Below are 19689 nucleotides of genomic sequence, written 5' to 3'. Positions count from 1 at the left end.
GCTCACCGCGCGCTCAGGATGGTGACGATCTCACCGATCGAGCGGTTCGCCGACAACCGGTAGGCCAGGACCGCCTCATCGCCCGTCAGCTGGACGACGGGATCGCCTCTCATGCCTCGCGTCGTCCAGCGGGCGGTCCCGGCCACCCCCGAGCCCATCGGCCGCAGCTCCGGCACCGGTATCCGTGGGTTGTCCGGGACCGGGGCCCATCCACGTGCCTGCCGCATCCGGCGGCCCGTGACAGCGACCAGCCAGCACTCGGCGACCGCGACGGGCCGTATCGACGACACCACCCGGTTCGTGACGTCGAAGGTCATCGTCATGGTGTCGGCGCGCTGCACCCGCATCGACGATCCGAGCAGCGCGAAACGTGCCATCCGATCGTTGTGGAGATCGAACTCCGCGCCGAACCCGCGCAACGCCTCGGTGCACTCGGCGGACAGATACCGCGCCGGCGAGTCCCGCTCCCGGCGACGCTCCTCCTCGTCGCGTCGCCGGTCACCGATCGGGCGGTAGTCGCGTTCGAGCGCCTGCCGGTCCGCCACGGCTCCCTCGGCCAGACGCTGGTACAGCCAGGCGGGATCGATCTGCAGGAAGTACCGGAAGTGAATCCGGCGCGGCCCGTCGGCAGCCGACACCGGCGAGTCCTCGACGAGCAGCCGTACGCCCTGGTCGACCGACCAGACCGCGGCGACCCGTCCGTCGACGTCGGCCACCCAGGACCACCCCCGAGCACGGATCTCCGGCGCCGCCGACGCGAGGACGACACTCAGCGCCGTACCCGGCTCCACCGCGAGCGAATGCGCGTGGGAAGAGACGTCATCGCCCATCGCCACACTGTCGCGATCCACCTCGATCACCAGCGAAGCCGTCACGCCCGGAGCCTATCGTCCGGTCGCGCCCGCCGAGCGGTCCACGACGCAGCCCAGCCGGCGAGAACAGCGCGTCGAGCGGTGATCCATCCCACATCGCTACCGATGTTAAGGAGTTCCTAACCTTACTTAGCGCACGCTAAGGTGCCCAGGTGAACTACGACATTTCCGGTCCTGCCGTCTCTCGCCGGACCCTCATGCGCTCCGCGGCCGGCGCCGGAGCCCTCGCCGCGCTCGGCGCCACCGTCACCCCGGCACAGGCGGCGCCGGGGCGGACCGCGATCGTCATCGGTACCGGCTTCGGCGGCGCGGTGGCCGCCCGCCGGCTCGGCGGGGCCGGCTACCGGACGACGGTGTTCGAGCGTGGCCGCCGATGGCCGATCCGGCCGGACGGCAACACCTTCGCCACGACCACCAACCCGGACAAGCGCGCGGCGTGGTTCGGCAGCCCGGCCGGCGCGAGTGCGGCGAGTGGACTCCCGGTCGAGCCGTACCCCGGCGTCCTCGACCACGTGATGGGCAACGGCGTCGAGGCCGTGTACGGCGCGGGCGTCGGCGGCGGGTCGCTCGTGTTCGGGTCCTTCACCCCCGTCCCCCGCCGCCAGGATTTCGACCACATCTTTCCCGCGGCCGCCGACTACGCCCAGCTCGCCCAGACCTACTTCCCACGCGCCAAAGCCGGCCTCGGTGTCTCGCCGCTGCCCGCGGACATCCTCGCGCACCCCAAGTACATCGGCGCCCGGTCGTGGCTGAAGGTCATCGAGCGCTACGACGCCGCGCCGCACTTCTTCGACTTCGCCATCGACTGGGACATCGTGCGCGACGAACTGGCCGGCCGGGCGACCCCGTCGGTCACCGCGGGCGAACTCAGCTACGGCGTCAACAGCGGCGCCAAGAAGTCACTCGACCGCAGCTACCTCCTCGCCGCCGAACGGACCGGCAACGTCTCCGTCAAGCCGATGCACGAGGTCTTCGACATCCGGCCGCGGTCTCGGCGCGCCGGATTCGTCGTCACCGCACGGGTTCTCGACCAACAGGGACGCTCGGTGCGCACCGTGACCGCCGAGGCCGATCACCTCTTCTTGGCCGCGGGCTCCTTCCACACCACCCGATTGCTCGTCGAGGCGCGGGCACAGGGCCGCCTCCCGCGACTGTCGCCGCGCATCGGTGACGGCTTCGGCGTGAACGGCGACTTCCTCACCATCCGGGCCAACCCGCGCGAGGACTTCGGCGCCGTCCAGGGCGGCCCGGGTTATGCCCGGATCTACGAGGACAACCTGCCCGGCGGTCCGGTCTCGATGGTCTACCAGGCCACCCCGCTGCCCGCGCCGCTCGGCAAGGCTGCGACCACCCACCTCGTGCAGGCCCACACCGACGAGCGCGGCACGATCGACTACGACCACCGCACCCGTCGGGCGCAGTTGAACTACCCCCACCCGGCCGACCGCAACGATCTCGACCGTCGCAGCAACGCATTCATCAGGCGGTTCCACGAACGCACCGAGGGTCGATTCGGGTTCGGCGCGAACGGCACCCACGTCTCGTCACGGGCGCTCGGCTTCGGTTCCGCGAGCACCTATCACGGGCTCGGCGGCGTGGTGATGGGCGCGGCGGCCGACATGGACGGCGGCGTGCGTGGCTACGACAACCTGTGGGTCGTCGACGGCTCCTTCGTCCCGGGCGCCGTGGGTCTGGTGAATCCCGCGCTGACGATCACCGCCCTCGCGGAGCGAACCATGGACAGGTTTCTCGCCACGCACTGAGGGACTGCGGAATCGGACACGGCGCTAGGGTAATGTGACTCGCACCACCCTGAACGAGCGTTAGATAATGTTCGTTCAGGGTGACCATCCCTTCGTCACGAGGAGCGCCACCCTTGTTCCCTGGAGTCTTCGCGAAATCCACTCCCGACAAGCCGGCCGTGATCCGTGCCGCGACCGGTGCGGAACTGACCTACCGTCAGCTGGACGAGAACTCGACCCGGATCGCCAACTATCTCGAGTCCCTCGGCCTCCGGCGCGGCGACAACATCGCGGTGGTCTCGGCCAACGACTTCGGAGTCTTCGAGGTGTACTGGGCGGCCCTGCGCAGCGGTCTGTACGTGACCGCCGTCAACCACCACCTCACCGCGGCGGAGACCAACTACATCCTCGCCGACTGCAACGCCCAGGTCCTGTTCGCCGGCGCATCGGTCGTCGATGCGGTGGCCGCGTCCGACGAGATCGAGGCACTGGTGGGCCCGGGACGACGCATCGTCTGGGGTGGCGACCTCGACGGCTTCGAGAGCTACGACAAGGTTCTGGCCAATGCCTCGGCCGAACCCCGCACCGACCAGCCGCGCGGCACGGACATGCTCTACTCGTCCGGGACCACCGGACGCCCGAAGGGCATCAAGACACCGATACCGGAGGGACAGGTCGACGAGGTCCCCGACGCCTACACGGCGATCTTCGCACCGATGTACGGCTACGACGACACCTCGATCTACCTCTCCCCCGCACCGCTGTATCACGCAGCGCCACTGCGCTATTGCGGGATGACCAATTCGGTCGGCGGGACCGTCGTGATGATGGACCGATTCGATCCCGAAGCGGCTCTCGCCGCCATCGAGAAGTACCACGTGACCCACAGTCAGTGGGTCCCCACCATGTTCATCCGGATGCTCAAGCTCCCCGCGGAGATCCGGACGAAGTACGACGTCAGCAGCCTGAAGGTCGCCGTGCACGCGGCCGCACCGTGCCCGATCGAGGTCAAGCGCGCGATGATCGAATGGTGGGGCCCCGTCATCCACGAGTACTACGCGTCGACCGAGGCCGCCGGTGCGACCTTCATCGGCCCCCAGGAGGCGCTGGATCATCCCGGATCGGTGGGCAAGCCGTTGCTCGGCGTCGTCCACATCTGCGACGAGGACGGCAAGGAACTCCCGACCGGCGAGGTCGGGCAGGTGTTCTTCGAACGCGAGGACGTGGCCTTCCAGTATCACAACGACCCCGACAAAACCCGCAAGGCCCAGCATCCCGAGCACGAGAACTGGTCCACCACAGGTGATGTCGGGTACGTCGACGACGAGGGATATCTGTACCTGACCGACCGCAAGGCGTTCATGATCATCTCCGGCGGCGTCAACATCTATCCACAGGAAGCCGAGAACGTCCTCATCAACCACCCCGCGGTGTTCGATGTCGCGGTGATCGGCGTCCCCGACGCCGATCTCGGCGAGGTGGCGAAGGCGTGTGTCCAGCTCGCGGACGGCTACGAGCCCACCGATCAGCTCGCCGAGGAGTTGATCGCGTTCACCACCGACAACATCGCGGCGTACAAGGTGCCCCGATCGATCGACTTCGTCGACGACCTACCGCGCACCCCCACCGGAAAGCTCGTGAAAGGCGACCTGCGCAAGAGGTATTGGCCGGCGACCTGACGTCACACTCACACCCCCTGCCGCCGAACCTTAGCTTACGCTAAGCTAACTCTTGCTGAGTTTGTCCGGTGTTCGGGCACCGCGAATCGACCGGTGCCGCATGATGTTCGGGGCTGGGAGTACAGGTTTTGAACACACGCGTGGGGAACGTATCCTCGCCGGTCGGCCACCGGATGGTGGCCGACCGGGTCGTCGCACGACTCGTCGACGCCGGTGTCCGCACCGCCTTCGGCGTCCACGGCGCCAACATCGAGGACATCTTCGACGCGGCCCGGAGGCATCCGCGGCTGCGCCCGGTCGTGGCCAAGCACGAGTTCGGCGCCGGCGCGATGGCCGACGGACACCTGCGGCTCACCGGTGAACCGACCGCGGTCCTGACGACGTCGGGCGGCGGGGCACTCAACGTCGTACCGGCGCTGGGCGAGGCCTACGACAGCCGCGTGCCGGTGATCGCCCTGATCGGCTCGGCGCCGTCACCCACGGTGGGACGCGGCGGTTTCCAGGACATGCTCGACCCGCCCGACACCGTGGATCTGCGCGCGGTGTTGTCCGGTGTGACCGGCTTCTGCGGGCTCGTCGACGAGCCGTCTGGTCTCGATCGGGTTCTCGACGTCGCGTTCGCCACCACGGCGCGCGGTCTGCCGGCCGCGGTGATCCTGCCGAAGGACGTCCAGTGCTCGCCCGGCCCGGGCGCGGATGCGATCGCAGACCGCCCGGCAGACGTCGACACGGTACCCGCGACCGTGGTCGACGGACTCGCCGACCGGCTCGCAAAGGTCACGCGCGACGGCGGGACCGTGTGCATCTGGGCGGGCGACGAGGCGTCCCGTCTCGAGATGTCGGATGCGGTGGACGATCTCGCGCACCTTCTCGGCGCCGCCGTCGTGGTCTCCCCGGGTGGGCGCGACATCGGTCGCTCCTGGTGTTCCGGGGTCACCGGGGTGATGGGGCATCCGTCGGCGCACCGCGCCGTGCGGGATGCACAGGTGCTCCTGGTGATCGGCTGCCGGATGTCGATGACGGACCGCGCGGGCCTCGACGACGCGCTCGCGACGATCCCGATCATCCATCTCGGCAGCGCGCCGCCGCGCACACCCGCTGCCGCCGAGCACATCCGAGCCCCGCACCTGGCCGACACGATCGATGCGCTCCGCTCCTCGCTCGCCGACCGGGTCCCCCGCCGCCGTGTTCCGCGGGTCCATCCGATCGACCATCTGCCCGTCGTCCCGTCGACCACGGCCGTCGGGATGCCCGACGTCATGGTCACCATCGGCGACGCCCTCCCCGAGCGCTGCGCCGTGTTCGCCGATGCGGGGAACACGGGTGCGGCCGCGATCCACCACCTGCCGTTCGGCGACGGCCGGTTCGTCGTCGCTTTGGGCATGGGCGGGATGGGATGGGCCATCGCGGCGGGGATCGGGTCCGCGATCGCGGGGGACGACCGGGTCGTCGTCATCGCCGGCGACGGCTCGTTTCTCATGCACGGCATGGAGATCCACACCGCGATCGAACACGACGCACCGATCACCCTGATCGTCGTGAACAACGACGCGCACGGCATGTGCGTGACACGGGAAGCGCGTTTCTTCCCCGACGCACCGAGCGTCAACCGGTTCCGACACACCGACATCGCAGGCGGGCTCGACGCGATGTTCGCCGGTCTGGCGGTACGTTCCGCCCCCGACCTTCCGACCCTGCGTTCGGCGTGCGTCGAGCTGTTGTCACGTCCCGGACCGAATTGCATCGTCGTGGATGTCGATCCCGACGAAACACCCCCGTTCGCCCCACTGATCGCGAGAGGTACCCCATGACCACGCACTCCCCGGCCCTGTCCGACCTCGGGGACGCCGCGGCCACGCTCGACGGCGTGGTCCGGGTGGAGACCCACCCCCGTTCCGCCAACACCGCGCTCGTCGTCGACAAGGTTCGCTCGGTGTATCCCCATCATCAGGTGTTCGGCGACTTCTGCCCGGTCCAGGGTTACGTCGACGCACCGCCGCGCGAGCTGTTCGAGTGGCTTGCCGACACGCGTTCGCTCGAGGAATGGACCTACAGCACAAGGGATTTCACGGCGACCGACGAACCGGGCCTGTGGGTCGGACACGATCGCCTGAACGAGGACACCAAGATCTATGTCCGGACCGTGGCCAATCCCGACGCGATGACCGTCGACTACCACTGCGCATGGGATCAGGGCAAGCACCTCTGGATGATCTACCTGATGCGCGTCGTCGACGCGCGGCTCGTGCTCGACCGCCCCGGTTCGGTCGTGCTGTGGAACAACTGCCATCACCCGTTCTACGACGAGAACCCGTACCCCGACACCGCGCCGGCCGGACGGGAGGAGTGGGTGGGTGACCTGTGGGACATGTTCGGCGCCGGACATCAGATCGAACTCGACAACCTCACGGCCATCGCCGAACACCGCCACCGCGCCGGCCTTCCGCTGACCCCCGAATGGATGCGCTCATGACCGCCGTCCCCGCCCCGTCCATCTCCCTCGCCGATCTCGCCACCTACCGGCCGGCCGCGCGGGTCCCTGCGGAGTTCTTCGCGCAGTACGCCGAGGACGACGAACTCGCCGACAACGTCATGTTCCGGGCACCCGCCTTTCGGCACCATGCGGCGGACGGCGAGACCTCCGCGGACATGATCGTCGCCGCCGCGCGCCGTCTGCTCGATCGGCACGGCGACACCTATCTCGACGACGTGGACGTCGTCCTCACGCACAGCCAACTACCGGAGGTCCCGGTTCGCGGGTGCGTGGGCGAGGTCGCCCATCGCCTCGGACTCGCGCCGCGGACGGTGCTCGACGTGCACAACGGCGGATGCGCCGCGTTCGTCCATCTGATCGAGATCGCCGGCGCACTCCTGCGCGCCGGCGGCGGTCGCAAGGCCCTGATCGGCCTGGCGCAGAACAGCGCCGGACAGATCTTCACCCAGGAGCAGGTTCGGGTGAAGGCCCAGGCCGCGATCCCCGGCGACGGGGCGGCGGTCGCGACCCTGACGCTCGGCGATGCGGGTAACCCGGTGCTGGGCACCGAGACCCGGTCCTTCGGCGAGTTCTCGGCGGACATGACCGCCGTCGCACGACCGGAGCGCAAGTACTGGGAGGCGGGTCCGGGCCAGATCCACGTCGGCTTCACCGAGGCGAAGATCGCGAAGGTCCTGGCGCGGGGGAACCGGATGGTTCCCGAGGTGGCCGCGGCGCTGGCCCATCGGATCGGCATCCGACCGGCGGACCTGGACCTCCTCGTCACCAATCAGCCCAACCGCATCTTCCTGCGCAACTGGCGGGAGGCCATGGAGTTGCCCGAGTCGCGGCATCCCGACACCTTCGACGAGTGCGGGAACCTGTTCGCGGTCGGGATCCCGATGACACTGGACGCGGCCATCGACGACGGACGCGTCGGTCCCGGGGACGTCGTGATGATGTCGGCGTTCGCCCATGCCGGCGACTTCGCGGCCGCCGGGGCGATCCGGTGGAACGGCCGTTCGTGACCGTCCTCCTGCCGGGTCCGGCGAGTGCACGCGCCGAGTACTCGACCTCGCGCTCGACGGACACCGTGCGGTGCGATCGGAACGAGTCGGCGTACCCACCCCTGCCCGCGGTGGTGTCCACGCTGCGCCGTCATGCGGGCGCTGCGCACCACTACCCGTCGTTTCGCCCCGACCATCTGCGCACGACGATCGCCGCGCACACCGGGTCCGAGGCCGACCACATCACCATCGGTGCCGGTGCGACCGCCGTTCTCGCGGCGATCCTGCACGACTCGGCGACGCGATCCCGGACCACGGGCCACTTCGCCCCTCGGATCGTCACCCCGGCGCCGACTTTCGAGGGTTTCGCACTGCTCGCCGACATGATCGGCCTGGTGCTCGACACGACGCCGCTGCTCGACGACGGCCGGCCCGACCTGGCCGCGCTCGTCGCAGCCGCCGGCCCGGACACCGCGGCGGTCATCATCTGCAGTCCCCACAACCCGACCGGATCGGTCGTCACCGACGACGAGATCCGGGGGTTGCTGGCGACCGTCGACCCGTCCACTCCGGTCGTCCTCGACCAGGCGTACGTCGAATACTGCCGGGACGCGCCCGACGTCCGTGTGCTGCTCGACGAGCACCCGAATCTCGTCGTCGTCCGGACCTTCTCCAAGGCCCACGGCCTCGCTGGGCTGCGCGTCGGGTACGCGTTCGGGTCGGCGACCTCGATCCGCGGCGCCCGGCGCCTCGAGATTCCCTTCTCGATCACCACGGCTGCCGAACACGCTGCCGCACTCGCACTCTGCGCCGCCGACGAACTGGCCGGACGGGTGACGGCGATGCGCCGCGAACGCGCGCGACTGGCCGACGCCCTCCGACGGGCCGGGCATCCGGCACTGCCGAGCGAGGCGAACTTCCTGTACCTACCGGGCGCCGACGGCATCGAGTTCGGTCGGCGGTTGCGTGCCGCCGGGGTCGTCGGCCGGGAGTTCGACGGACACGGCCACCGGTTGACGGTGCCCGACCGGGCCGGTACCGACCGGGTCGTCGAGGCGGTCAGGCGAGCTCGATGAGCTCCTGATACTCCTCGCTCCAGTGGTCCTCGGTGCCGTCGGGCAGCAGGATCACGCGCTGCGGGTCGAGCGCGGCCGCGGCGCCCGGATCGTGGGTCACCAGGACGACGGCGCCGGTGTAGCTGCGCAGCGCGTCGAGGACCTGCTCGCGCGAGATCGGGTCGAGGTTGTTGGTCGGCTCGTCGAGGAGCAGCACGTTCGCGGCCGACGACACCAGCCCCGCCAGCGTGAGACGGGTCTTCTCACCACCGGACAGCGTGCCGGCCGGCTGATCGAGCTGTGCACCGCTGAACATGAACGCGCCCAACAGACCCCGGAGGTCCTGTTCTCCGGCGTCGGGCGCGGCGTGCCGGATGTTCTCCCACACCGAGGCCTGATCGTCCAGGGTGTCGTGTTCCTGCGCGAAGTAACCGATCTTCAGACCGAAGCCGGGCTCTATCTGCCCGGTGTCCGGCTTCTCCACTCCGGCAAGCATTCTCAGCAGCGTCGTCTTGCCCGCGCCGTTGAGACCCAAGACGACGACCCGGCTGCCCTTGTCGATCGCCAGGTCGACGCCGGTGAAGATCTCCAGCGAGCCATAGCTCTTCGAGAGACCAGAGGTCATGAGCGGGGTCTTGCCGCAGGTGGCGGGTTCGGGGAACCGAATCCGCGCGGTACGGTCGGCCACCCGCTCGTCGTCGAGGGCGTCGATCATCCGCTCGGCGCGCTTGAGCATGTTCTGCGCGGCCGTCGCCTTGGTGGCCTTGGCGCCCAGCTTCGCGGCCTGCGCGCGCAGTGCGGAGGCCTTCTTCTCGGCATTGGCACGTTCCCGACGACGACGCTGCTCGTCGGTCGCCCGGGCATCCAGGTACCGCTTCCAGCTCATGTTGTAGATGTCCGCCTCACCGCGCACCGCGTCGAGGAACCACACCCGGTTCACCACGTCGGCCAGCAGATCCACGTCGTGACTGATCACGACGAGACCGCCGTCGTGGTTCTGCAGGAAGCTGCGGAGCCAGGCGATCGAATCGGCGTCGAGGTGGTTGGTCGGCTCGTCGAGCAGCAGGGTCGTGTCGGACTTCCCCGAGCCGTCGGAGGCCGCGAACAGGATCCGCGCGAGTTCGATGCGGCGTCGCTGACCGCCGGAGAGTGTCCGCAGCGGCTGCTCCAGCACTCGATCCGGCAGCCCCAGGCTGTTGCAGATCCGCGCCGCCTCGGACTCCGCGACGTAACCGCCGAGCGAGGCGAATCGCTCTTCGAGGCGGCCGTAGCGCGCCACCGCCTTGTCCCGGAGCTTGTCGTCGGCGGCCTCGGCCATCTGCGCCTGCTGCTTCTCCATGTCGCGCAGGATCTGGTCGAGACCGCGGGCGGAGAGCACCCGATCCTTGGCCAGGACGTCCAGGTCGCCCTCTTTGGGGTCCTGCGGGAGGTAGCCGAGCTCGCCGGACCGGCGGATGGACCCCGCATACGGTTCGGTCTCGCCGGCCAGGATGCGCAGCGTGGTGGTCTTGCCGGCACCGTTGCGGCCGACGAGGCCGATCCGGTCGCCGGGCTGGATGCGGAGGGCGTCGCCGGGCGCCGACAACAGGGTCCGAGCACCCGCTCGTACCTCGAGGTCGGTCGCGGTGATCACGACGATCGATTCTACCGGTGCCGCGCCACTGGTTTGTCCACCCACAGGCCGGCGCACCGCGTGCGCGAGTCCGCCCGCGGTGACATGGTGGCCCGATACGGTGTGGGACGTGACGCACTCCACAACGATTTCGCAGAACTTCCCGCAGACCTCCGACCTGACCGGCCGCTCCGCACTCGTCACCGGTGCCAGTCGCGGCATCGGTGAGGCGATCGCGACCGAGCTCGCCCGACGTGGTGCGTCGGTCGTCATCACGAGCCGCAAAGCCGAGCCGCTCGAGGAGGCCGCCGGCCGCATTCGGGAGTCGGTGCCCGGCGCGACGGTCTCGGCGTGCGCGGGCAACACCGGTGACGCCGACGACCGGGCAGCCGCGGTGGCCGCGGCCGTCGCCCAGGGCGGCGGCATCCACATCCTCGTCAACAACACCGGCATCGCACCGCTGGCCGGCCCGCTGATGGATGCCGATCTGTCCGCCTACCGCAAGACGTTCGACACCAACGTGGTCGCCGCGCTGGGATTCGTCCAGGAGGCGTATCGGGCGGGCATGAAGGACACCGGCGGGTCGGTCGTCAACATCTCGTCCGTCGCGGGCCTGCGGTCGACCGGCGTCATCGCGGCCTACGGCACGTCCAAGGCGGCGCTGATCCGTCTCACCGCCGAACTCGCCTGGGAACTCGGACCGAACATCCGGGTCAATGCGATCGCCCCCTCGATCGTCCGCACCAAGTTCGCATCGGTGTTCACCGAGGGCAACAACGAGGCTCGCGCGGCGGCCTCGTATCCGATGAAACGGATCGGCGAACCCGAAGACGTGGCCCGTGCGGTCGCCTTCCTGGCCAGCGACGAGTCGGCGTGGATCACCGGCGAGACCCTCGCCGTCGACGGTGGCATGCTGGCCACGGGCGGTTCGTGATCCGCCTGCCCGACGACGCGCCCCCGTCCGGATCGCCGCCCGCGACGAAGGACGGGGTGTGAGTTCCGGAGTCATCGTCGCGGGGGCCGGACCGGCCGGCCGCGCCCTCGTGCACCGACTGGTGCGTGCCGGCGTGTCCGTCACGCTGGTCGACCCGTCGCCCGATCGGGTCTGGCGGTCCACGTTCGCCTGCTGGTCCGACGAGCTGCCCCACTGGATCGAACCGTCCGCGATCGCCGCCCGCACCGAGGGGGTCGGCGTGGCGGGCCGGGATCTGGCGGAGGTCGCCCGCGGTTACACCGTCTTCGACACTCCAGGCCTCCAACGGTCACTGTCACTCGACGGGGTTGCGACCGTTGCCGCGCGTGTCATCGAGATCGACGGCGCGCGTGTACATCTCGACGACGGCACGGTCCTGACCGGCGACGCGGTCGTCGACGCTCGGGGCGCGCTCCCCCATGACGCGCCCCGGCAGACCGCGTTCGGGATCGTCGTCGATGCGCGTACCGCCGAACCGATCCTGGCCGGCCACGAAGCGCTGCTGATGGATTGGCGGGGTGGCGCCGACGACCCCCGGTCGCTGCCGTCGTTCCTGTACGTCGTTCCCCTCGGCGGCGGCGAGTACCTGCTCGAGGAGACCTGCCTGGCCGGGTATCCCGCGCTGGGCCTCGACGAACTCGAACGTCGACTCGCCGCACGCCTGGGCGGCATGCCCGCCGACGTCCGGCGGGTCGAGCACGTGGACTTCCCGCTGACCGGTTCGTCGCCACAACCGTGGCGCGATGCCACCTTCCGATTCGGCGCCGCGGGCGGCTTCAAGAACCCGACGACCGGTTACAGCGTCGCGACGTCGCTCATGTGCACCGACGCGGTGGTCGGCGCTCTGGCCGCGGGTCGCGACCCCGCCGTCGATCTGTGGCCGTCGTCCACCCGAGCGGTGCACAATCTGCGTCTACGCGGGCTCAGCGCACTGCTGCGACTCGGTCCGGCCCAGACCATTGCCTTCTTCGAGGCGTTCTTCGCGATGCCCATCGCCGCTCAACGCAGTTACCTCAGTGGGCGCGACGACCTCGCCGGCACGATGGGCGCGATGACGCGGGTCATCAAGGCAGTGGACATGCGCACCCGAGCCGTCGTGGCGCGTGGCGCCATGTCGACGCCGGCGTGGGCCGGCGACGCCGACTGATCAGCGCCGCAGCACCCGCCACCGCCGGATCATGTCGTCGACGTCGACGGTGTGCGCGACGACACTGTGCGGCAGCGCGATCTGGCGTGACGCCAGATGGGCTTCGCGCACACGGCGATTGAAGTCGACGAGGATGTCGCGGACCGCGTTCTCGTCGGCGATGTCGACCAGCGACCCCGGGAAGTCCTGCGCCTCTCGACGCAGCTGCAGCGGCGCGGGGAGCAACGCGGACGAATCCAGGTTCTCGTCGCGGATCTTGCGTTTCACCCACCAGTCGGGATCGTCGCTGTCGGTGAGATCGAGCGGCTTGCCCGCACCTGGCAGATCGTCGAACTCACCGCGTTCGGTCGCCTCACGGATCATCCGCTCGACTCGTGATTCGAAGCGTCTCATGCGATCAACTCCTCGCACGGAAGGTGTCGTGGAACCGACGAGCGCCGACCCGGTCATCGATCGTGACCGGAGCCGGCGCTCGGGATGCCAGAGGCGTCTACTAGACGGTGAAGCCGAGGGCGCGCAACTGCTCGCGACCGTCGTCGGTGATCTTGTCGGGGCCCCACGGCGGCAGCCAGACCCAGTTGATCTCCAGTTCGGTGCACAGTCCGCTGCTGACCAGTGCCCCACGGGACTGGTCCTCGATCACGTCGGTCAGCGGACAGGCCGCCGAAGTGAGGGTCATGTCGATCTTGGCGACCGCGTCATCGGTCACCTCGATGCCGTAGACCAGGCCGAGATCGACGACGTTGATGCCCAGTTCGGGATCCACGACGTCGCGCATGGCCTCTTCGACATCCTCGATGGCAGGCAGCGAGGTCGCGGGTGCCGGAGGTGTCCCCGTCACGCCGGTGTCGGTCGGGGTGGTGGTCACTGTGTCGTCACTCATGCTGTCTCCGCTCGTGTCTCGTGACTGTCCATCGTCTGCGCGAGTGCGTCCTTGAACGCCATCCAGCCCAGAAGTGCGCATTTGACGCGCGCCGGGTACTTACTCACCCCGGCGAACGCGATCCCGTCGCCGATGACGTCCTCGTCCCCGGCGTCCTTGCCGCGCGAGGTCATCATCGAGTTGAACGACTCGACCGTGGCCAGCGCTTCCCCGACCGACAGGCCGACGATCAGATCGTGCAGCACCGATGTCGAGGCCTGCGAGATCGAGCATCCCTGCCCGTCGTAGGACACGTCGTCGATGCTGGAGCCGTCGTCGGACACCGCCACGCGCAGCGTCACTTCGTCGCCACAGGTCGGATTGACGTGATGGACTTCGGCGCCGAACGGCTCACGGAGTCCGCGGCCATGCGGGTGTTTGTAGTGATCGAGGATCACTTCCTGATACATCTGTTCCATCCGCATGGCTCAGACCGTCCCGAAGAACTTCTGCGCCTTCACGATGGCGGCGGCGAGCGCGTCGACCTCCGCGAACGTGTTGTACGCGGCGAACGATGCGCGTGCGGTCGCCGCGACACCGAAGCGGCGATGCAGCGGCCATGTGCAGTGGTGACCCACCCGGATGGCGACGCCCTCGTCGTCGAGGATCTGACCGAGATCGTGCGCGTGGATGCCGTCGACGAGGAACGCGACGGCCCCACCGCGATCCTCCGCGGTCGACGGGCCGATGATGCGCACGCCGTCGATGCCACTCAGCTGGTCCAGCGCCCGCACGGTGAGCGCGTGCTCGTGCGCCGCAACGGCATCCATGCCGAGATCGGTGAGATACCGCACCGCGGCACCGAGCCCGACCACCTGCGAGGTCATCGGGACGCCGGCTTCGAATCGCTGGGGCGGCGGGGCGTAGGTCGACGCCTCCATCGTCACGGTCTCGATCATGGATCCGCCGGTGATGAACGGCGGCAACGCATTCAGCAGATCCGACCGGCCGTAGAGGGCGCCGACGCCGCTGGGCCCGAACATCTTGTGGCCTGAGAAGGCCGCGAAATCGACGCCGAGAGCACCGAAGTCGACGGCCATGTGGGGAACCGACTGGCACGCATCGAGCACGACGAGCGCCCCCACCGCGCGGGCGCGCGCGACGAGTTCGGGCACATCGGCGACCGCGCCGGTCACATTCGACTGGTGCGTGAAGGCGACGACCTTGACCGACTCGTCGAGGGTCAGCGAGTCCAGGTCGATCCGCCCGTCGTCGGTCACGCCGTACCAGCGCAGGGTCGCGCCCGTGCGGCGGCACAGCTCCTGCCACGGCACGAGGTTCGCGTGGTGCTCCAGCTCGGTGATCACGACGGTGTCGTCGGGGCCGAGCGCCGACCCGCCGAGGACATCTGCCGACCGCGGGTCGCCGAGGGTGTAGGTCACGAGGTTGAGCGCCTCGGTCGCGTTCTTGGTGAACACCAGTTCGTCGGCGGAGGCGCCCACGAACGCCGCGATGACCTCGCGCGCGTCCTCATAGGCGTCGGTCGCCTCCTCGGCGAGCTGATGCGCACCGCGGTGCACCGCGGCGTTGTGATGCGTGAGGAAATACCGCTCGGCGTCGAGCACCTGGACCGGACGCTGTGATGTCGCGCCGGAATCCAGGTACACCAACGGTTTCCCGTCGCGCACCGTCCGCGACAGGATCGGGAAGTCGGCCCGCAACGCGGCGACGTCCAGTGCCGCGGGAGCCTCGGACGTTGCCTCTGTCGAGAGTGTCACCTGGTACACCTCCTGTACTGAGGGACTCGGACCGGTCGGGTGGCTCAGCCGGCCTTGGCCGCCGTGGTGAAGCGCTCGTAGCCCTTCTCCTCGAGCTCGTCGGCGAGCTCGGGACCGGCGGATTCGACGACCCGTCCGTTGACGAAGACGTGCACGAAGTCCGGCTTGATGTAGCGGAGGATGCGCGTGTAGTGCGTGATCAGCAGGATTCCGCCGTTGTCGCGGTCCTTGTAGCGGTTCACGCCCTCGCTGACCACGCGCAGGGCGTCGACGTCCAGCCCGGAGTCGGTCTCGTCGAGGATCGCGATGCGCGGCTTGAGCAGGTCGAGCTGCAGGATCTCGTGACGCTTCTTCTCGCCGCCGGAGAAGCCCTCGTTGACGCTGCGCTCCGAGAACGACGGATCGATGTCGAGCGAGGTCATCGCCTCCTTGGTCTCCTTGACCCAGTGGCGCAGCTTCGGCGCCTCACCGCGCACGGCGGTGGCGGCGGTCCGCAGGAAGTTCGACATCGAGACGCCGGGCACCTCGACGGGGTACTGCATGGCCAGGAACAGTCCGGCGCGGGCACGCTCGTCGACGCTCATCTCCAGCACGTCCTCACCGTCGAGGGTGATGGAGCCGGAGGTCACCTCGTACTTGGGGTGGCCGGCGATGGCATAGGACAGCGTCGACTTGCCGGAACCGTTGGGGCCCATGATCGCGTGGGTCTCCCCCGACTTCACGGTCAGGTTGACACCCTTGAGGATGTGGATGGGCTCGGCGTCGGTGTCGGTCTGCGCGACGTCGACGTGCAGATCGCGGATTTCCAGTGTGGTCATAGTCTCAGGATTCTTTCTCCGGGCTGGGGACGTTCGTGTGGCTGGTGTTCGGCGGGCGAACGGCGGTCAGGCGCCGGCCAGTTCGAGTTCTTGCTCGACCGCGGCCGAGAGCCGCTCGCGCAGCTCGGGCACACCGATCTTGGCGATCACCTCGCCGAAGAAGCCGCGGATGACCAGACGGCGGGCCTGATCCTCCGGGATACCGCGGGCCTGCAGGTAGAACAGCTGCTCGTCGTCGAAACGTCCGGTGGCACTGGCGTGCCCGGCGCCGACGATCTCGCCGGTCTCGATCTCGAGGTTGGGCACCGAGTCGGCGCGCGCGTTGTCGGTGAGCACCAGGTTGCGGTTCAGTTCGAAGGTGTCGGTGCCCTCGGCCTCGGCGCGGATCAGCACGTCACCGATCCACACGGTGTGGGCCTCTCGGGTCCGATCACCCGAGACGTCGCCCTGCAGCGCACCCTTGTAGACGACGTTCGAACGGCAGTGCGGCTGGCTGTGATCGACGAGGAGGCGCTGCTCGAGGTGCTGGCCGGCGTCGGCGAAGTACAGACCCCACAGCTCGACGTCACCGCCGGGTGCGTCGTAGTGGACGATCGGCGACAGGCGAACCAGGTTGCCGCCGAAGCTGATCGCGAAGTGCCGGACCACCGAGTCGCGGCCCGCGCGCACATGGTGCGTCGCGACATGGACCGCGTCGTCCTCCCAGTCGTGGATGTTCACGACGGTCAGGGCCGCGCTGTCGCCGACGACGAACTCGACGTTCTCCGCGAACGTTCCGCTGCCCTTCTGGTCGAGCACGACGACCGCACGGGCGAACGCCTCCAGCCGGATCTGGGTGTGGCCGAACGCGGTCTCGCCCTCGCCGGGGCCGGTGACCGTGACGGTGACCGGGTCGGCGAGTTCGACCTCGCGGCCCACGGTCACCACGGTCGCCTGCGTGAACGACGAATATGCCTGAGCGGCAACACGGTCGAATGGCACGCCGCCCTCACCGAGGCGCTTGTCGTCACGCCCGACGGTCTCGACGGTCACACCGTCGGCCGCCCCGGTGACAATCGTCGACGACTCGCCGGTCCGCTGCGCGGTTCCGTCGTGCAATCCGCGGAGACGACGGAACGGGGTGAACCGCCACGCCTCTTCACGAGGACTCGGCACCTCGAAGGCGTTGACGTCGAACGAGGTGAACAGCTCACCCTTGTTGACGACAGGCGCCTGGGAACCAGGCGTGGACACGGGCAGTGTGGGATCGGCCATCAGCCGACAGCTCCTTCCATCTGGAGCTCGATCAGGCGGTTGAGCTCGAGCGCGTATTCCATCGGGAGTTCCTTGGCGATCGGCTCGACGAAGCCGCGGACCACCATGGCCATCGCCTCGTCCTCGGTCAGACCACGGCTCATCAGGTAGAAGAGCTGATCGTCGCTGACCTTCGAGACGGTCGCCTCGTGGCCCATCGTCACGTCGTCCTCGCGGATGTCGACGTAGGGGTAGGTGTCACTGCGGGAGATGGTGTCCACCAGCAGCGCATCACATTTGACCGTCGACCGGCTGCCGTGTGCGCCGTTGTTGATCTTGATCAGACCGCGGTAGGACGCGCGTCCACCGCCCCGCGCCACCGACTTGGAGACGATGTTGCTCGAGGTGTTCGGCGCCAGGTGGACCATCTTCGAGCCGGTGTCCTGATGCTGGCCCTCGCCCGCGAACGCGACCGAGAGGACCTCACCCTTGGCGTGCTCGCCGGTCAGCCAGACGGCCGGGTACTTCATCGTGACCTTGGAACCGATGTTGCCGTCGATCCACTCCATGGTCGCGCCGGCTTCGGCCTTCGCGCGCTTGGTCACCAGGTTGTAGACGTTGTTCGACCAGTTCTGGATGGTCGTGTAGCGGCAGCGGCCGCCCTTCTTGACGATGATCTCGACGACGGCGGAGTGCAGCGAGTCCGTCTTGTAGATCGGCGCGGTACAGCCCTCGACGTAATGCACGTAGGCACCCTCGTCGACGATGATCAGAGTGCGCTCGAACTGGCCCATGTTCTCGGTGTTGATCCGGAAGTAGGCCTGCAGCGGGATGTCGACGTGGACGCCCGGCGGCACGTAGATGAACGAACCGCCCGACCACACCGCGGTGTTGAGCGCGGAGAACTTGTTGTCACCGGCGGGGATGACGGTCCCGAAGTACTGCTGGAAGATCTCCGGGTGCTCCTTGAGCGCGGTGTCGGTGTCGAGGAAGATCACGCCCTGCTTCTCGAGGTCCTCACGGATCGAGTGGTAGACGACCTCGGACTCGTACTGCGCTGCGACGCCGGAGACCAGGCGCTGCTTCTCCGCCTCGGGGATGCCGAGCTTGTCGTAGGTGTTCTTGATGTCCTCGGGCAGATCGTCCCACGTGGCGGCCTGCTTCTCGCTGGAGCGCACGAAGTACTTGATGTTGTCGAAGTCGATGCCCTCGAGCCCCGCGCCCCAGCCCGGCATCGGCTTCTTGTCGAAGATCTTGAGTGCCTTGAGGCGCTGCTCGAGCATCCACTCGGGCTCGCTCTTCTTCGCCGAGATGTCGGCGACGACCGCCGGGGACAGCCCGCGCTTGGCGCTCGCGCCCGCGACGTCGGAGTCGGCCCAGCCGTAGCCGTACTTGCCGAGGGCGGCGATCGTCTCCTCTTGGGTGAGGGGCGCCGCTGGGGTCGGGGTGGCCGGATCGGTGACAGTCATCGCGTGGCCTTTCGGGTTGTCGTGGCGGTCGGTGTCGGGATCGGGGTCGCGCGGCGCGATACGGGCTGGGTATCGGGATCCGCGCCGGCCCCGGGCGGGTCGGGTCTGTCCTCGTGCGTCCCGCCCGGCGGCGGGTGGATCGGCACGTGGGTGGTGCAGGCGCAGTCACCGTTGGCGATGGTCGCCAGACGCTGCACGTGCGTGCCGAGGAGTTCGGTGAAGACCGCGGTCTCCGCCTCACACAGCTCCGGGAACTCGGTGGCGACATGTGCCACCGGGCAGTGGTGCTGGCAGATCTGCAGGCCGGTCCCGACCTGACGGGTGTTGGTCGAGTACCCGGCGCTGGTCAGCGCGTCGGCGATCTCCTCGACGGTGTCGGCGACCGTCACCGGATCGGTGCTGGGGCGGACGTCGGCCACGATGCGTTCGACGCGTTCGCGGGCGAATTCGGCGACCGCGTCGGACCCGCCGAGATCGCGGAGCTTGCGCATCGCAGCGCCGGCCAGGTCGTCGTACGCGTGCCGCATCTTGCCCCGCCCGGAGGCGGTCAGCTGGAAGTATTTGGCCGGGCGGCCGCGACCGCGCTGGCCGAAACCGGGTGAGGCGACCTCGATGTCCCCCGCGCCCTCGAGGGCGTCCAGATGGCGGCGGACACCGGCCGCCGAGATCCCGAGACGCTCGCCGATGTCGCCCGCGGTGAGCGGGCCGTCCTCGACGAGCAGGGTGACCACGGCCTCGCGTGTCTGACCGTCGTGGTGCGCGTCGGCACCACCGGCCGTCCCCGCACCGGTCCCCGCGGCTCCCGTACCAGCGGAGGGCACGGCGCCGACGCTGTCCGAAGACAGCACAACATCGTTCCGCATGGTTTTCACAACACGAGTGTGACGTAATTGCTTCCCAGCTGCCAGCAAGGGTGCCCTTATCGCAGGGGGTCGTGAGGCCACCACGTCCGGCGATTACAGTCGTCGT

Annotated in this window: 18 protein-coding genes; 8 read left to right on the top strand and 10 right to left on the bottom strand. The window is 68.8% G+C overall.

The window, feature by feature from the left end:
- Positions 1 to 2: 2 nt before the first annotated feature.
- A complete protein-coding gene (locus CA982_RS11515) occupies positions 3 to 875 on the bottom strand; it encodes a hypothetical protein (protein WP_086535464.1) in 873 nt (290 codons plus the stop codon).
- Positions 876 to 1024: 149 nt separating this feature from the next.
- Here CA982_RS11515 and CA982_RS11510 point away from each other — a divergent pair, with 149 nt between their 5' ends.
- The 6 genes from CA982_RS11510 to CA982_RS11485 all read left to right on the top strand — a co-directional run bounded on the left by CA982_RS11510 (position 1025) and on the right by CA982_RS11485 (position 8849).
- Positions 1025 to 2635, top strand: a complete 1611-nt coding sequence (locus CA982_RS11510) for a GMC oxidoreductase (RefSeq protein ID WP_482793320.1) — start codon at positions 1025 to 1027, stop codon at positions 2633 to 2635.
- A 113-nt stretch (positions 2636 to 2748) separates the two neighbouring features.
- Complete coding sequence (locus CA982_RS11505) at positions 2749 to 4293, top strand: acyl-CoA synthetase (RefSeq protein ID WP_086535462.1); 1545 nt, start codon at positions 2749 to 2751, stop codon at positions 4291 to 4293.
- A 173-nt stretch (positions 4294 to 4466) separates the two neighbouring features.
- Positions 4467 to 6104: a thiamine pyrophosphate-binding protein gene (locus tag CA982_RS11500; protein ID WP_086535461.1), complete on the top strand. Its 1638-nt coding sequence runs from the start codon at positions 4467 to 4469 to the stop codon at positions 6102 to 6104.
- Positions 6101 to 6766: an SRPBCC family protein gene (locus CA982_RS11495; protein ID WP_086535460.1), complete on the top strand. Its 666-nt coding sequence runs from the start codon at positions 6101 to 6103 to the stop codon at positions 6764 to 6766. Before CA982_RS11500 ends, CA982_RS11495 begins: the two co-directional genes overlap by 4 nt.
- Entirely contained in the window at positions 6763 to 7794 is a 1032-nt protein-coding gene (locus CA982_RS11490; protein WP_086535528.1) for a 3-oxoacyl-ACP synthase III family protein, read from the top strand. Before CA982_RS11495 ends, CA982_RS11490 begins: the two co-directional genes overlap by 4 nt.
- Positions 7776 to 8849 (top strand): pyridoxal phosphate-dependent aminotransferase, encoded by a 1074-nt coding sequence (locus tag CA982_RS11485; RefSeq protein ID WP_244176228.1) that lies wholly within the window; start codon positions 7776 to 7778, stop codon positions 8847 to 8849. Before CA982_RS11490 ends, CA982_RS11485 begins: the two co-directional genes overlap by 19 nt.
- Here CA982_RS11485 and CA982_RS11480 read toward each other — a convergent pair.
- On the bottom strand, positions 8833 to 10461 hold the full coding sequence (locus CA982_RS11480) for an ABC-F family ATP-binding cassette domain-containing protein (protein ID WP_086535459.1): 1629 nt from the start codon (positions 10459 to 10461) through the stop codon (positions 8833 to 8835). The two genes, CA982_RS11485 and CA982_RS11480, sit on opposite strands and share 17 nt — an antisense overlap.
- A gap of 100 nt (positions 10462 to 10561) precedes the next feature.
- On the opposite strand from CA982_RS11480, the gene CA982_RS11475 reads away from it, so the two are divergent.
- Positions 10562 to 11374 (top strand): SDR family oxidoreductase, encoded by an 813-nt coding sequence (locus CA982_RS11475; protein WP_086535458.1) that lies wholly within the window; start codon positions 10562 to 10564, stop codon positions 11372 to 11374.
- Positions 11375 to 11432: 58 nt separating this feature from the next.
- On the top strand, positions 11433 to 12560 hold the full coding sequence (locus CA982_RS11470; protein WP_086535457.1) for a lycopene cyclase family protein: 1128 nt from the start codon (positions 11433 to 11435) through the stop codon (positions 12558 to 12560).
- Here the strand turns inward: CA982_RS11470 and CA982_RS11465 are convergent, their stop codons facing one another.
- From CA982_RS11465 to CA982_RS11430, 8 genes are all read right to left on the bottom strand, one after another.
- Positions 12561 to 12953 (bottom strand): DnaJ family domain-containing protein, encoded by a 393-nt coding sequence (locus CA982_RS11465; RefSeq protein WP_086535456.1) that lies wholly within the window; start codon positions 12951 to 12953, stop codon positions 12561 to 12563.
- Positions 12954 to 13053: 100 nt separating this feature from the next.
- Positions 13054 to 13443 carry a metal-sulfur cluster assembly factor gene (locus CA982_RS11460; protein WP_086535455.1) on the bottom strand — a complete coding sequence of 130 codons (390 nt, stop codon included), beginning with the start codon at positions 13441 to 13443 and terminating at the stop codon, positions 13054 to 13056.
- A complete protein-coding gene (gene sufU, locus CA982_RS11455; protein ID WP_086535454.1) occupies positions 13440 to 13907 on the bottom strand; it encodes a Fe-S cluster assembly sulfur transfer protein SufU in 468 nt (155 codons plus the stop codon). The genes CA982_RS11460 and sufU overlap by 4 nt, the downstream gene beginning before the upstream one ends.
- Before the next feature lie 3 nt (positions 13908 to 13910).
- Positions 13911 to 15200, bottom strand: a complete 1290-nt coding sequence (locus CA982_RS11450; RefSeq protein ID WP_086535527.1) for a cysteine desulfurase — start codon at positions 15198 to 15200, stop codon at positions 13911 to 13913.
- 44 nt (positions 15201 to 15244) lie between these two features.
- A complete protein-coding gene (gene sufC / locus CA982_RS11445) occupies positions 15245 to 16018 on the bottom strand; it encodes a Fe-S cluster assembly ATPase SufC (RefSeq protein ID WP_086535453.1) in 774 nt (257 codons plus the stop codon).
- A gap of 66 nt (positions 16019 to 16084) precedes the next feature.
- A complete protein-coding gene (gene sufD, locus CA982_RS11440) occupies positions 16085 to 17272 on the bottom strand; it encodes a Fe-S cluster assembly protein SufD (RefSeq protein WP_086535452.1) in 1188 nt (395 codons plus the stop codon).
- On the bottom strand, positions 17272 to 18720 hold the full coding sequence (sufB, locus tag CA982_RS11435; protein ID WP_058250379.1) for a Fe-S cluster assembly protein SufB: 1449 nt from the start codon (positions 18718 to 18720) through the stop codon (positions 17272 to 17274). The genes sufD and sufB overlap by 1 nt, the downstream gene beginning before the upstream one ends.
- Positions 18717 to 19583 (bottom strand): helix-turn-helix transcriptional regulator, encoded by an 867-nt coding sequence (locus tag CA982_RS11430; protein ID WP_086535451.1) that lies wholly within the window; start codon positions 19581 to 19583, stop codon positions 18717 to 18719. Before CA982_RS11430 ends, sufB begins: the two co-directional genes overlap by 4 nt.
- Positions 19584 to 19689: the final 106 nt, after the last annotated feature.

Source organism: Gordonia lacunae, assembly GCF_002149015.1.
In the GTDB taxonomy this organism is placed as follows: domain Bacteria; phylum Actinomycetota; class Actinomycetes; order Mycobacteriales; family Mycobacteriaceae; genus Gordonia; species Gordonia lacunae.
Note: the sequence above shows the minus strand (reverse complement) of the source record. Positions and strands in the feature narration are given on the sequence as shown.